13 protein-coding genes and 1 pseudogene are annotated in these 13,573 nt (G+C 72.3%); 10 read left to right on the plus strand and 4 right to left on the minus strand.

The window, feature by feature from the left end:
* Window positions 1-14 precede the first annotated feature (14 nt).
* The 5 genes and pseudogenes from E6G06_07505 to E6G06_07525 all read left to right on the plus strand — a co-directional run bounded on the left by E6G06_07505 (window position 15) and on the right by E6G06_07525 (window position 5,294).
* Window positions 15-1,997, plus strand: a complete 1,983-nt coding sequence (locus E6G06_07505) for a polysaccharide biosynthesis protein (protein TML91982.1) — start codon at window positions 15-17, stop codon at window positions 1,995-1,997.
* Between the two features lie 95 nt (window positions 1,998-2,092).
* Window positions 2,093-3,949: a polysaccharide biosynthesis tyrosine autokinase gene (locus tag E6G06_07510; protein ID TML91983.1), complete on the plus strand. Its 1,857-nt coding sequence runs from the start codon at window positions 2,093-2,095 to the stop codon at window positions 3,947-3,949.
* Window positions 3,950-3,959: 10 nt separating this feature from the next.
* Window positions 3,960-4,073: pseudogene (locus tag E6G06_07515) on the plus strand (CD225/dispanin family protein).
* 29 nt (window positions 4,074-4,102) lie between these two features.
* Window positions 4,103-4,381, plus strand: a complete 279-nt coding sequence (locus tag E6G06_07520) for a PqqD family protein (protein TML91984.1) — start codon at window positions 4,103-4,105, stop codon at window positions 4,379-4,381.
* A 19-nt stretch (window positions 4,382-4,400) separates the two neighbouring features.
* Window positions 4,401-5,294 (plus strand): sulfotransferase domain-containing protein, encoded by an 894-nt coding sequence (locus E6G06_07525; protein TML91985.1) that lies wholly within the window; start codon window positions 4,401-4,403, stop codon window positions 5,292-5,294.
* Window positions 5,295-5,319: 25 nt separating this feature from the next.
* On the opposite strand, the gene E6G06_07530 is transcribed toward E6G06_07525, so the two are convergent.
* Window positions 5,320-6,498 carry a hypothetical protein gene (locus E6G06_07530; GenBank protein ID TML91986.1) on the minus strand — a complete coding sequence of 393 codons (1,179 nt, stop codon included), beginning with the start codon at window positions 6,496-6,498 and terminating at the stop codon, window positions 5,320-5,322.
* Here E6G06_07530 and E6G06_07535 point away from each other — a divergent pair.
* Genes E6G06_07535 through E6G06_07545 form a run of 3 tightly spaced genes read left to right on the plus strand, consistent with a single transcriptional unit; the run spans window position 6,449 to window position 9,252 of the window.
* Complete coding sequence (locus E6G06_07535) at window positions 6,449-7,177, plus strand: PqqD family protein (protein TML91987.1); 729 nt, start codon at window positions 6,449-6,451, stop codon at window positions 7,175-7,177. The two genes, E6G06_07530 and E6G06_07535, sit on opposite strands and share 50 nt — an antisense overlap.
* Window positions 7,164-8,273: a hypothetical protein gene (locus tag E6G06_07540; protein ID TML91988.1), complete on the plus strand. Its 1,110-nt coding sequence runs from the start codon at window positions 7,164-7,166 to the stop codon at window positions 8,271-8,273. Before E6G06_07535 ends, E6G06_07540 begins: the two co-directional genes overlap by 14 nt.
* Before the next feature lies 1 nt (window position 8,274).
* Window positions 8,275-9,252 carry a GNAT family N-acetyltransferase gene (locus E6G06_07545; protein TML91989.1) on the plus strand — a complete coding sequence of 326 codons (978 nt, stop codon included), beginning with the start codon at window positions 8,275-8,277 and terminating at the stop codon, window positions 9,250-9,252.
* A gap of 27 nt (window positions 9,253-9,279) precedes the next feature.
* Here E6G06_07545 and E6G06_07550 read toward each other — a convergent pair whose 3' ends face one another.
* Both E6G06_07550 and E6G06_07555 read right to left on the minus strand, forming a co-directional pair.
* On the minus strand, window positions 9,280-10,158 hold the full coding sequence (locus tag E6G06_07550; protein TML91990.1) for a sulfotransferase: 879 nt from the start codon (window positions 10,156-10,158) through the stop codon (window positions 9,280-9,282).
* On the minus strand, window positions 10,159-11,049 hold the full coding sequence (locus E6G06_07555) for a polysaccharide deacetylase family protein (GenBank protein TML91991.1): 891 nt from the start codon (window positions 11,047-11,049) through the stop codon (window positions 10,159-10,161).
* Between E6G06_07555 and E6G06_07560 the strand changes: the two genes are divergently transcribed.
* Together E6G06_07560 and E6G06_07565 are read left to right on the plus strand one after the other, a co-directional pair.
* The gene (locus E6G06_07560; protein ID TML91992.1) at window positions 11,027-12,301 is read left to right on the plus strand and encodes a glycosyltransferase; all 1,275 of its coding nucleotides are present in this window, start codon (window positions 11,027-11,029) and stop codon (window positions 12,299-12,301) included. The genes E6G06_07555 and E6G06_07560 overlap by 23 nt on opposite strands.
* A gap of 10 nt (window positions 12,302-12,311) precedes the next feature.
* Window positions 12,312-13,175 (plus strand): class I SAM-dependent methyltransferase, encoded by an 864-nt coding sequence (locus E6G06_07565; protein TML91993.1) that lies wholly within the window; start codon window positions 12,312-12,314, stop codon window positions 13,173-13,175.
* Here E6G06_07565 and E6G06_07570 read toward each other — a convergent pair.
* On the minus strand, window positions 13,165-13,485 hold the full coding sequence (locus tag E6G06_07570) for a glycosyltransferase family 4 protein (GenBank protein TML91994.1): 321 nt from the start codon (window positions 13,483-13,485) through the stop codon (window positions 13,165-13,167). The genes E6G06_07565 and E6G06_07570 overlap by 11 nt on opposite strands.
* Window positions 13,486-13,573 lie beyond the last annotated feature (88 nt).

Below are 13,573 nucleotides of genomic sequence, written 5' to 3' on the forward strand. Positions count from 1 at the left end.
CAGGAGTCTCAGCGATGAACCACCAGCGGTCCCCGAACACGCCCCGGCGCCACGTGCGCTGGGCGCGGGTCGCGAGCCTGGCGGCGCAGATGCGAGCCGACCTCCTGTTCGCCACGTTCGACCTGGTGCTGGTGTCGGCGGCCTACATCGGCGTCATGGTCCTCCGCTTCGACGGCACCGTCCCGTCGCGCAACTGGGACGGCTTCTACCAGTTCCTGGTCGTCGCCCTGGTGGTGCACCTGAGCAGCAACTGGGCGTGGGGCCTCTACGGCCGGCTCTGGCGGCACGCCAGCATCCAGGAGGCCAGGCAGGTCGTGCTCGCCGGCGGCACGAGCCTCACCACCCTCCTCGTCGCCGACCTCGTGCTGCCCGGGCGCCGGCTGGCGCCGTTCTCGGTCGTCCTCCTCGGTGCGACGGTCGCCACCATGCTCGCCGGCGCCAGTCGCTTCCAGTCCCGCCTCTTCGCCTTCAACCGCCGCTCGGACGCCCCGCCCGGCCTGCGGATCGCCATAGTCGGCGCAGGCGAGGCCGGCGCCGCGATCCTGCGCGACATGCTCGGCAACCCCGGCGCCGGGCTCGTGCCCGTCGCGGTGCTCGACGACGACCCGCGCGCCCAGGGCCGCAAGCTGATGGGCGTGCCGGTGGTCGGCGGCATCGACGACCTTCCCAGTGCGCTCACCGGGCTCGAGGTGCACCAGGTCGTGCTGGCCATCCCGTCGGCCGACCACTCGGTCGTGCGCCGGGCGGTGCACGCGGCGGAAGTGGCGGGCCTCCCGCTCCGGGTGCTCCCGAGCGTCGCCGACCTCATGAACGCACGCGTCTCGATGCGCGACGTGCGCGACCTGCGGATCGAGGACCTGCTCGGCCGACAGCAGGTCACGACCGACCTCGATGCGGTGCGCCGCCTGCTGGAGGGCCGCCGTGTCCTCATCACCGGCGCCGGCGGCTCGATCGGCTCGGAGATCGCCCGGCAGGTGTCGAGCCTCGGGCCCAGCGCGCTCATCCTCGTCGACCACGACGAGACCCACCTCTACGAGGTGGCGGCCAGCGTCGAGGGGCCGGTCGTCGAGCTGCTCGGTGACATCCGCGACGCCGCGCTCCTCGACGCCCTGTTCGATCGCCACCGGCCGCAGGTCGTGTTCCACGCCGCGGCCCACAAGCACGTCCCCCTCCTCGAGGACCACCCGTGCGAGGCCGTCACCACGAACGTGCTCGGCACCCGCACCGTCGTGCGGGCCGCCAAGCGCGCGGGCGTCGAGCGCTTCGTGTTCATCTCCACCGACAAGGCCGTGCGGCCGGTCAACGTGATGGGCGCGTCGAAGCGCCTCGGCGAGCAGATCATGCTGGCGGAGTCGCCCGACGACACCGTCTGTTGCGCGGTCCGCTTCGGCAACGTCCTCGGCAGCCGCGGCAGCGTCGTCCCCACGTTCATGCGCCAGATCGCCGCCGGCGGGCCGGTCACCGTCACCGACGCGCGCATGACGCGGTTCTTCATGAGCGTCCACGAGAGCGTGCAGCTCGTGCTCCAGGCCGCGGCGCTGGCGACCGGCGGCGACATCTTCATCCTCGAGATGGGCACGCCGGTGCGCATCCTCGACCTGGCACAGCGGATGATCCGGTTCTCCGGTCGCAGGGCCGGGGCCGACATCGAGATCCGGGTGACGGGTGTGCGGCCGGGCGAGAAGCTCACCGAGGAGCTGTGCGCTCCCGAGGAGCAGTCCGAGCCCACCGTCCACCCGTCCATCGTCCGGGTGAAGCCCGATCGGGTCGACAACGAGCTGCTATCAGCCGGCCTCGCCCGCCTGGAGGAGCTGGCGGGGTGCAATCGAAATGACGAGGCGGCCCACCTACTCTTGGATCTGGCCAGGGGGGCCTGGGCGCTCGACCTCGAGGTCGAGGCACCCGCTGGGATCACATCGATCAACGACGACCCCAACATGGGCTTCGTGGTCGATCTGGTGAACGGAAAGCCGAACTGGACCTCATCGAGTACCTGAAGCTCGTCAAGCGGCGCTGGCGGCTGATCGTCGCCTTCGGGCTGATCGGCGCGGTCGCGGCGGTCATCACCGCGCCCAAGGCGAAGCCGCCCGTCGTGCCGTTCCCCAGAAGCGTGCGGGCGGCCCACACGCTGATCCTGGCCAACAACACGCTGGCGCCGGAGGACACCCAGAAGCCGCTCAACGTCTACGCCCTCTTCATCAAGGTGGGCGAGGTGCCCAAGCTCGCGGCCGAACGCCTCGGCTACAAGAAGGAGGCGTTCGAGCTGGTGCGGTCGGCCAACGTCCAGGCCCGACCCAACGTGGAGGTCGGCACGCTGACGATCACCGCCAACGACCGCGACCCGAAGCGGGCGGCGCTCATCGCGGACACGTTCGCCGACTCCCTCAAGACCGTCCTCGCCGACCAAACCACGCAGCGACGGCAGCTGCAGATCGACTCCCAGCTGAAGGCGGCCGAGCAGATCCAGGGCCAGATCAACGACATCAACCTGCAGATCGCGCGCGCGCCCGACGCGGGCACGGTCGCCGCCCTCCAGGCCCGGCGTCAGCCCCTCCAGGTGCGCGTCGACCGGGCGATGAACCAGGTCGACATCATCCAGAACCGGCCCGACCCGCTCCCAGCGCTGCTCACGCTCGAGTCGGGCAGCATCCGCGGCGGGCGCACCGACCTCTCCCGCTTCCTCGCCCAGCGGGCGGCGGCCACCTTCCACCCGAAGCCGCGGCGCATCCGCGCCGTGATCGGCCTGCTGATCGGGCTGCTGGTGGGGGCCGGCGTCTCCTTCGCCATCGACTTCTTCGATCCCCGCCTGCGCACCCGCGCCAAGGTCGAAGACCTCCTGGGCCTCCCGGTGGTGGCAGAGATCCCACTCCTGTCCCGCCGGGCCCGGCGCGTGCCGGGCATCCTGGCCTTCAACCGACCGCTCTCGCCGCTAGCCGAGGGGTACCGCGTCCTGCGCACCTCGTTGCTGCGCATGCCGACGCGCGTCTTCACCGAAGCGCCACCCACTCCCGACGCCTCCGGCGGACACCCCGAGGTCGAGGCCGCAGCCGCGGTCCCGAGCGGCGTGGGCGAATGGCGACCGGTCGGGGACAGCAATGGGGCCACCCCCAAGGTCGTGCTCGTCTGCTCGCCTCGCCCGCGTGAAGGCAAGACGATGACCGTCGCCAACCTGGCCGTGTGCCTGGCCGAGAGCGGGCACACCGTCCTCGTGCTCGACTCCGACCTCCGGGCGCCGCAGGCGCACAGGCTCTTCGGCGTGCAGGTCGAGCCCGGCCTGAGCGACGTCCTCTCCGGCAGCCCCGACGCCCCGAGCCTCGCCGACGTGGCGCAGGACACCAAGGTGCCCGGCGTGCAGGTCATCGCCGCGGGCTCGCGGGTCGCCAACCCCGGCCGGCTGCTGGCCCGGGCCGCCGACCTGGTTCGCGAGGCCCGGAACCTGGCCGATTTCGTCCTCATCGACACGGCACCCACGCTGATCGTCAACGACGCCATCGACTTCATGCCCGAGGTCGACTGCGTGATCCCGGTGCTGAAGTGCGGCTCCACCACCAACGACGCCGCGTTCCGGATGGGAGAGCTGCTCGTCCGCATGGGGGCCCGGGTGCTCGGTGTCGTGCTCGTCGGCGTGCCGACCAGCCGCCGGGTGCGCTCACCCTACGGCCGGCCGCCGCAGTACCAGCTCAACCTGCCGAGCTGGAAGAGCCCGGCCGGCGGTGGCATCCGCCGCGCGACCAAGGCCCGGAGCGCGAAGAAGGCCGCGAAGAAGAGCTCGGCGAGGGCGCCGGCCAAGACCGGGCCCGACACCACCAACGCCTCGGCCGACGAGCCGGTCGTGCACGAGGCGCCCGCGGCGGGGCCCGGCTCGCGTGTGAGTGACGGCAAGCCCCGCCTGCGGTGGTCGTGGTCGGCGGGCGCGGAGGACTTCCTGGGGCGCGAGGGTCCTGCCTGACGTGGCCCCGGGCCCGGCCGGCCCCGGAGGCCACGAGCAGGGCCCGGCCGGCCCCGGAGGCCACGAGCAGGGCCCGGCCACCGGCCCCGGAGGCCACGAGCAGGGCCCGGCCGGCCCCGGAGGCCACGAGCAGGGCTCCTCGGCGGTCGGGTCGTGACGAGGCGGTACGCCCGGCGCGAGCGGGTGCTGTGGCGGCGGAGTGGCGACGCGGTCGTGCTGCTGCCCGCCGACGGCAGCCAGGTGTTCACGCTCGAGGGCTCCGGCGTCGACCTCTGGCAGCTGCTCGCAGAGCCCATCGCGCTCGACGAGGCGGCCCGGGCGCTGGCCGACGTCTACGGCACGACGTCCGACGAGGTCGCCGCCGACATCGCGCCCGTGCTCGAGGAGCTGTCGCGCCGCGACGTCATCGAGGCGCGCGAGCCCGGCGCCTGACCCGGCGCACCCGCTCGCCGTGTCGAAGCCGGTCGAGGTGCTGAGCGCCCGCCTCCCGCCGTCGACCCGGCGGACGGTCCAGCGCATGCGCCACGCGGCGCGCCGGCCGACCAGCGGCCTGCGCGTGCTGCCCGACTTCCTCGTCATCGGGGGCCAGCGCTGCGGCACCGACTCGCTGTTCAAGGACCTCGGCCTGCACCCGTGCGTCGTACCTGCCACGCGCAAGGAGGTGAGCTACTTCACCCGCCACTTCGCGATGGGGGAGGCGTGGTACCGGACGCACTTCCCGACCCGCGCGCGGCTCGCGGTGCGGCGCCGGCGGGTGCACGCGCGCGTCGCCAGCTTCGAGGCCACGCCCGACTACCTGTTCCATCCGCTGGCGCCCGAGCGTGCGGCTCACCTCGTGCCCGACGCCAAACTCGTCGCCCTGCTGCGCGACCCGCTCGCGCGGGCGTACTCCCACTACCGCCACATGGTGCGGCTGGGGTTCGAGGACCTGTCGTTCGACGAGGCGATCGCGCGTGAGGAGGAGCGCACCGCCCCCGATCGCGCCCGGCTCCGAGACGACCCGCTCGGCCATCCCGCGCAGCTGCTCCGCTATTCGTACGCCGCACGTGGGGCCTATGCGGAACAGCTCGAACGTTGGTTCACCCACTTCCGGCGCGACCGGGTCCTGGTGGTGCGCAGCGAGGACTTCTTCCATCGTCCCGCCAGGACCTTCGGCGAGATCCTCGAGTTCCTCGAGCTGCCCGCGTGGCAGCCCGGCGCGTTCCCGAACTACAGCCGTCCGCAGCCGGGCACCGGCGAGCGGGGCCCGTCGGACGCCGCGAAGGCAGACCTGGCCCGGTACTTCGCACCCCGGAACGAGCAGCTGTCGGCGCTCCTCGGGCGCGACATGGCGTGGGGCGAGTAGGCACCGGCGGCGACGCCGCGCCGCGTCACACCCGAAGGGTCATCTTGCGCGAGCCACGACCGCGCGCCGGGCGGGCGCGTTTCGATCGTCGCCGCTTCTTCACCTCTCCGGTCACCGGCGGCAGCGCCAGCAGGACGAAGATGTACGGGTAGAGCTGCACCCGCTGGCGGCTCACGATCCCGAAGTTCCCCACCACGGAGAACGCGTAGATGAAGACGATGGAGTACACGGTGGCGAACACGACGTACGCGTTCTCGAAGCTCACGCGGACGATGCGTTTCAGGCGCTTGCGCGCCCGGATGAACAGAAACAAGATCAGCGCGCCTTCGAGCGAGGCGAACAGCGCCTGAGCGCTGCGGGTCTCCCACGGGAATGGTCGGAACACCAGGGTGACAGCAGCCAACGGCAGCGACGACAGCCCGCCCTTCTTCGCGGTGTCGAACTGCGAGCCCCCCTGCGTGGTGTTCTTCTGGATGTTCTGACGGACCTGGTCGGCGGCTTGCGAGTTGAGCGAGTCGACCTTCAGGAACTCCTCGCTCTGACGCAGCACCACCGAGGAGGCGGCGATGAGCACGACGATCCCGATGACCTTGGCGATCGGGCCGAGCGCGGACTGCCGGCCGGGAGTGCGGCGCAGGAAATAGGCGGCAATGAATCCGGCCATGAACACCACGCTCACGTGGGGCCGCACCATGGTGGCGCCGAGCAGACCGGTCGCGGCGATGAGATAGCCGCCATGGAGGCCACGGAGCACCCGCGCCGCGCCATAGGTGGCGATCCCGAGGCACAGCATCATCCAGGCTTCCTTGCCGATGCTCGACGGCCAGAAGAGGAGCGACGGCATGAAGAAGACGAGAAGGGCGTAGCGGCGATGATCGCCGGTCGGCAGCCCGATGCAGAACGCTCGGTAGAAGAAGTAGAGGCCCCAGAAGCCGAGCCACGAGAAGAAGATGAACCCACCCACCTGGGTGGGCCCGATGATGGTGTAGACGACGCCGGTGAGGATGCGCATGAACCCGGTGCCGACTACCTTGCCCACGTCGACGGTGAAGTTGCCGTGACGGAACTGCTCTGCGAGCTTGACGCCGTCGTCGTGGTAGCCGGCCGCATCGGCGGACCCCGCGTAGACCTCGAAGATGACCGCGTAACGGACGATGGCCCCGATCAACTTCATGACGAGCGCGACCAGCAGGAGGCGGCGCATGCGGGGATCGGCCTCGTTCTGCGCGAGGCGTCGCAACAAGGGCAGCGAGACGATGAGGAGGATCGGCGTCACCACGAACGCACCCGCCACGTCGTACGATTTCGAGTTCGCCATCGCCGCGCTGATGCAGGCGCTGATGATGAGGGCGAAGATGATGCCGAACATCGAGCCCGAGCCCTTGCGCGGCGACTTCCCGCCCGCGCGGTCGCCGCTGAGACGCGCCGACCTCGCCCCCGAGAAGCCGAGGGACCGGTTCACGCCCCGGCTCCCGGGCCGCGCGGCTGCGATCGCATGTGCATCAGGCCGTTCCCACCAGCTCTGCTCGTCGTTTCACCCCGAGGATAGAGTGTCGGCTGCGTCCATCCACCCCGACCGGATCAACGGCGCCTACGCGCCGGCCGTTGGAGCATGGGTGACCGCTGTCGAGCTCGACGGCGAGACCGTGCTCTACGACGAGACGAGTGGAGTCCTCCACCTGCTGGACGCCGTCGCCACCGTCGTCTGGGCCCGTCTTGACGGGACGGCGACGCTCGACGAGCTCACCGCCGACCTCAGCCGGACGTTCGCCACCGACCCGGCCCGCGTGCGCGGCGACCTGGTGGCGTTCGCCCGCCAGCTGGGCCGCCAGCACCTCCTCGAGGGGGTTGCGCTGCCACCCGTCGACGATGACGACGGCTGAGACGGGAGGCGCCGACCAGGTGCGTGCCCGGGTCGTCGCCTTCTACCTGCCGCAGTTCCACCCCATCCCCGAGAACGACCGCTGGTGGGGGACGGGCTTCACCGAGTGGACGAACGTGAGCCGGGCGCGCCCGTTGTTCCGCGGCCACCGCCAACCGCGCGTGCCCGCCGACCTCGGCTTCTACGACCTGCGCCTGCCCGAGACGCGCGCCGACCAGGCCGCGCTCGCCGCGGCCCACGGCCTCGCCGGGTTCTGCTACTGGCACTACTGGTTCAGCGGCAAGCGCCTGCTCGAGCGACCCTTCGACGAGGTGCTGCGGTCGGGCGAGCCCGACTTCCCCTTCTGTCTGGCCTGGGCCAACGAGCCTTGGACCCGCACGTGGCTCGGACGGGGCGAGGTGCTGCAGGAGCAGCGCTACTCGCCGGACGACGATCTCGAACACGCGCGCTGGCTGATCCCCGCGCTGGGCGACGAGCGCGCTCTCCGGGTGCACGGGCGTCCTCTCTTCCTCGTCTACCGGCCAGACGACCTGCCCGAGCCGCGGCGCACCACCGATACGTTGCGTCGCGAGTGTGCGCGCGCGGGCCTGCGCGAGCCCTATCTCATCGGGATCAACTCGTGGAACCGCACGGCCGACTGTCGCACGCTGGGCTTCGACACCACGCTCGACTTCGAGCCCCAGCTCGGCGATCTTCCCGGTGCGCTCACCGACGGGACCGGGCGCGCCCGGCTGCGCCGCAACGCGCGTCTCGGTGTGATGAGCGCGCGCCTGAGGGTGTACTCGTACGCCGACGCCCGCCGGCTGATGAACCGGCGCCGGGCCCGGTTCGACTTTCCCTACCTACCGACGATCATGGCCGGTTGGGACAGCACCCCCCGCCGCGGCAAGCACGGCGTCGTCCTCGTCGACAGCACCGCGCACGAGTTCGAAGCCGGTCTGCGCGAGCTGGTCGACGCAGCCGGGTCCAAGCCGCTCGACGACCGGCTCGTCTTCGTCACCGCGTGGAACGAGTGGGCGGAGGGCAACTACCTCGAGCCCGACACCGTCGACGGTCTGGCTCGCCTCGAGGCCGTGCGACGCGTGGTGATCACGTAAGATGCGCGGCCTCGCCGTGCGGCAGTACACCGCGTCCGACGAGCCCGCCGTGCTCGGCCTGCTCCAGACGTCGCTCGGCTGGCTCGCCGACGAGCACCACACCGCCTTCTTCCGGTGGAAGCACCGCGACAACCCGTTCGGGCCGTCGCCTGCGTGGGTCGCGCTCGACGGCGAGCGCCTGGTCGGTCTCCGCGTGCTCCTGCGTTGGGAGTTCGAAAGCGGCGACGACGTGGTGCGCGCCGCCCGTGCCGTCGACACCGCGACCGATCCCGCGTATCAGGGTCGCGGCATCTTCTCGGCCCTCACGTTGCACGCGATCGACGACCTCAGCCGCGAAGGCCTGCATTTCATCTTCAACACGCCGAACGACCAGAGCCGTCCGGGCTATCTGAAGATGGGCTGGCAGGTCGTGGGCCGGCTGCCGGTGTCGGCCCGACCCCGCTCTCCGACCGCGATGGCGCGCATGGCCCGGGCGCGCACGGCCGCGGATCTCTGGTCGACACCGACGGGTGCGGGCCTGGATGCGTGCGACGCGCTCACCGACGAGCGCGCGCTCGACGGGCTGCTCGCATCGCAGCCCCGCGTCGACGGCCTGCGCACGCGGCGCACGCCCGCGTTCATCCGCTGGCGCTACACCGGGTTCCCGCCGCTCGCCTATCGCGTCCTGCTCCGCGGGACTCGCCTCGAGGAAGGGTTCGCCGTCTTCCGGCTGCGACGTCGCGGGCAGGCCCTCGAGGCGGTGGTGGCCGACGTGCTCGTGCCCGACGGCGACCGCCGCGCCACGGCCGCCGTCCTGCGCGCGGTGCCGCGTGCCGCCGGCGCCGATTACGCCATCCGCCTCGGCGGCGGCGCGCCCGCCGCCGGATACCTCCCGCTTCCGCGCCAGGGGCCCGTTCTCACCTGGCGCGGCGTCACCGAGCAGGTGCAGCCGCCTCTCGGTTCGTGGCGGCTCACGCTGGGCGACGTCGAGCTGTTCTAGGGCACTCGCCCGGCAGGTCCGGCCCGGTCAGGGCAGGGTGTAGCCGAGCGCGGGCGCGGTGCGGCAGTACCGGCGCACGAGCGCGAGCGTCTCCTCGTCGTCGGGCGCGTGCGCCTGCCGGGCGTCGACGCGCGCCACGCCGGGCCGCAGCTCGACGCCGAGGAAGCGGCCGATGTCGGCGACGAGCGCGGCGGGCTCGGTGAACCAGCGCTCGAAACGCACGACGAGGACGTTGGGCCGGCTCAGGTGCGGCAGGAGCCGCTCGTTGATGTAGTCGTACAACAGGACGCGCCGCTCAGCCGGGTCGGGAGTGGCGGTGGTGAGGGCCTCGTTCATTCTCCGGTTGAACGGCGTCTCGTAGTCGAGACCCTCTGACAGGCGACCACCGACGCGCGCGAACGAGTGGACGGTCGCGGCGGGGTCGCGCAGGCACACGAGGAAGCGCGTCGCGGGAAGCAGCTCGAGGTAGCGCCAGAACGCGGGCCACTTCACGCCGAGCAGATGATCGGGCGCGGCGTCGACCCGGTGCTCGCGCTGACCGTCGCGGCACCAGACCACGGCGCCGTCGTGCTCGAGCGCGGACAGGTCGAGCCGGCCCCGCCGCAGCCGGCCCGTTGCGACCTCGCGGCGCAGCGATGCGAAGAGCTCGTCGGGAGGCAACCGCATCCCGTCCCACGGCTCCATCACCGTCACGACCCGCGGCGGCTGGAAGAGCATGGCCGTGAGCAGGGCGGTGCCTGTCCGCGGGCACCCGCAGATCACGAAGTCGCGAGCGCCGGGCGCGGTGACCGGGCGCGGGAGGCGGTCGGGATCGAGGGAGAGGCTGTCGAGGAGCCTCCGCCAGCGGCGGTGGCGGGGTGAGAGGCGCTTGGCCGCGGCCCGAGCCGCGTCGGGAATGCCCCTCACTCAGGAGCCGCCTCGCAACCGGTGCATCGCGGGGTGCAGGCCGCTGACGATGGTGCTCAGGCGGTCGAGACTCGTGGTCGAGTCGACGCGCAAGCGCGAGACGCGCAGCCGGTCGGTCGGGACGGCGGGCGAGAGGCGGTGGTCGAACAGGAAGGCGATCTCGTACCCGAAGGCGTCGACCGCCTCTCGCGTCCGCGCGTCGCAGTCGCCGTTCGGGTAGGCGAAGGCGGTGGGCGCGTGCCCGAGCGCGTCGATCAGTGCCGCGTGCGCGTCGGCCACCTCGGACCGGATCTTGTCGTCGCGGCACCGGGGCAGGCACGGGTGGGTGTGCGAGTGGTTGCCGACCGCGATCCCGGCCGACTCCAGCGCGCGCAGCTCGGTCCGCCGCAGGTTGGCGACACGCGGCGCGGGCGACGACGCGACGCGCCGAAGGTCCGCGATGGTGGCGAGGCGCTCGTCGTCGGGTACCTGCTTGAGCCGTCGCACGAGGGCGGCCCCCTCGCTCGCGGCGAGCGCTTCCACCTCGGTCCACCAGTCGGGCTCGTCGGTGTCGAGCAGGCCGGTGACGACGAACGCGGCGCCGGGTAGACCACGCTCCTGCAGGAGCGGGAGCGCCTCGTCGTAGACGCTCCGGGCTCCGTCGTCGAACGTGATGAGCACGGCTCGATCGGGGAGGGCGCGCCGGCCGTGCACCGCGTCGACCACCACGTCGAGCGGCAACGGGGACGCGGCGCCGACCAGATGGTCGAGTTGGGCGGCGAAGCGGGCCGGGTCGTCGATCGCGTGGTAGGCCAGGACGACGAGCCGCTCGCCCGCGCGCCGGTGGAACGCCCACTGGGCCGGGCTCCGGGCCAGGAGGCGGTCGAGCGTGTCACGGGTCGTCGCGTTCATGGGCCGACCGACTGTAAGACAACATGTAGGCGTGAGGACGTTGGTCGTCTCCGAGACGTTCCCGTGGCCGGTCCGCAGTGGGAACACCATGCGCATCGCCAACGTGCTGGGCGCGCTCGCGGAGCTCGGCCCCGTCGACCTCTTCGCGCTCGTCGACCCGACGCGCACCGAGGACTGCGCCGTGCCTGCGGATGCGCCGGTGGAGCGGGTGGAGGTGGCGTGGCGGCCGCGCTCGCGGTACAGCGGCCTCCGGCGTGCGTCCTGGCTGGTCACGGGCGCGTTCCCCGCCGAGCTCTTCGGATGGGACCACGACACCGTGCGCCGCCGCTTCCGCCGCTGGGCCGCGCCGCACTACGACCTGGTGTGGTACGAGCGGGCGGGCGCCCACGTCGCCCTCCGCGACGAGATCGCGGCCCCCGCGATCGTCGACCTCGACGACCTGGAGGACGCCAAGATCCTCGACCGCCTGTCGTCCAACGGGCACACGGGACCGGGCAGCTCGTTGGTGCAGCATCCCGCCGACCTGGCTCGGGGGGCGCTCGCCCGGGTCAACGCTCGGCGTTGGCGCGACCTGCAGCGCTCCGTCGCCCGGTCCGTCGACAAGGTGGTCGTCTGCAGCCGGGCCGACGCCGAGCGCCTGGGTGTGGCCAACGCGGTGGTCGTGGCGAACGGCTACGACGCGCCCGGCGTGCCGCTCGGGCGCGCCAGCGCGGGGCGGCCACCGGCGCTGCTGTTCGCCGGGCTGCTCACCTACCCGCCCAACGTCGACGCGGCGCGCTACCTCGTCGCCGAGGTCGCACCGCGGCTGCGCGAGCGCCTACCCGACGCGGTCGTCCACCTGGTCGGCAAGGCCGACGGGCGCGTCCGCGAGCTGCACGATCCTCCCCACGTGCTCTCCACCGGGTGGGCCGACGACATGGCGACCGAGTTGGCTCGTGCGGATGTCGTCGTGGTGCCGGTGCGCTACAGCAGTGGCACGCGCATCAAGATCCTCGAAGCCTTCGCCCACCGCATCCCGGTCGTCGCGACGCACGCGGGGGTCGCCGGCCTCGACGCGGTCGCCGACCAGCACCTGCTCGTCGCCGACGACCCGTCCGCCTTCGCCGACGCCTGTCACGCGGCCCTCACCGACGACGCGCTACGGGCCCGGCTCGTGGAGGCCGCGCACGCGCGCTTCCTCGAGCGCTACCAGTGGTCGACGGTGCGCCGGTCGGTCACCGCCCTCGCGGCGGACACCGCGCAGGGCGGTTAGACCGGTGGCGATGCGAGCGCGGCGCGCGCTGTCGGAGGCGTACCGCGCGTTCCGGCTCTCCGGCACGCGGTTCCCCATCTGGCTCGACTACCCGTTCACGCCGCATCCCCGTTGGGGGTACGGACAGCCACTGCTGCCCGGGATCGACGAGCTGATCGAGGCGGGCCGCACCCGCTATCGCGACACGCTGCAGGCGCTGACGGCCTACGCCCCGGAGCTGCGCGCGATCCCGGTCACCTCCGACCCGGCGGCGCTCGAGCCCCATTGGGACAACCCGTTCCTGCCGCCGTTCGACGCGGTGGCCCTGTACGGGCTGCTGCGTCGCAACCGGCCGCAGCGCTACGTCGAGGTCGGCTCGGGCCACTCCACCCGCTTCGCCCGGCGGGCGATCCGCGACGAGGGGCTGGCGACCACGCTGACGTCGATCGACCCGCAGCCCCGGGCGCGCGTCGACGAGCTCTGCGACCTCGTCATCCGCCGGCCGGTCGAGGCGCTCGAGGACCGTCAACCGTTCCTCGAGCTCGGCCCCGGCGACCTGCTCTTCATCGACGGCTCCCACCGCACGTTCACCGGTTCCGACGTCACCGTGCTGCTGCTCGAGGTGGTGCCCGGCCTCGCGCCCGGCGTGCTCGTGCACGTGCACGACGTCTACCTGCCCCGCGACTACCCCGCCGAGCTCGTGGGGCGGTGGTACTCGGAGCAGTACCTCCTGGCTGCATGGCTGCTGGGCGCGCGCGACGTGGAGATCGTGCTGCCGGTCAACTTCGTGTGCGCCGACAAGGAGCTGCGACGCGAGCTGCAGCCGTTGTGGGGCGAGCTCGGCCTCGACCCGGCGCTGCCGAAGCACGGCGCGTCGTTCTGGTTCACCCGCTGACCCGGCCGTACAGCTCGACCATGGCGCGGGCGCTGCGCGCGAGCGTGAAGCGGGCTTCGAAGATGGCGCGACTGCTCGCGCCGAACGCGAGCCGGCGGGCGGGGTCGTCGAGCAGCGCGGCGATGGCCTCGGCCAGCGGGCGCGGCGCGTGCGGCGGCACGAGAAGGGCGTTGCGGCCTTCCTCGACCACCTCGCGCATCGCGTCGATGTCGCTCGTCACGATGGGCAGGCCCATCGCCATCGCTTCGATCGCGGCGCCGCCCGTGCCCTCGTAGAGCGATGGGAACGCGAACACGTCGGCCGCCGCCAAGAGGTCGGGAACGTCGTCGCGGTGGCCGAGGAAGCGGATGCGATCGGCCGCCGGCGACCGTGCGTGCTGTCGCGCCAGCTCGGGCGAA

The organism is Actinomycetota bacterium (assembly GCA_005888325.1).
In the GTDB taxonomy this organism is placed as follows: domain Bacteria; phylum Actinomycetota; class Acidimicrobiia; order Acidimicrobiales; family AC-14; genus AC-14.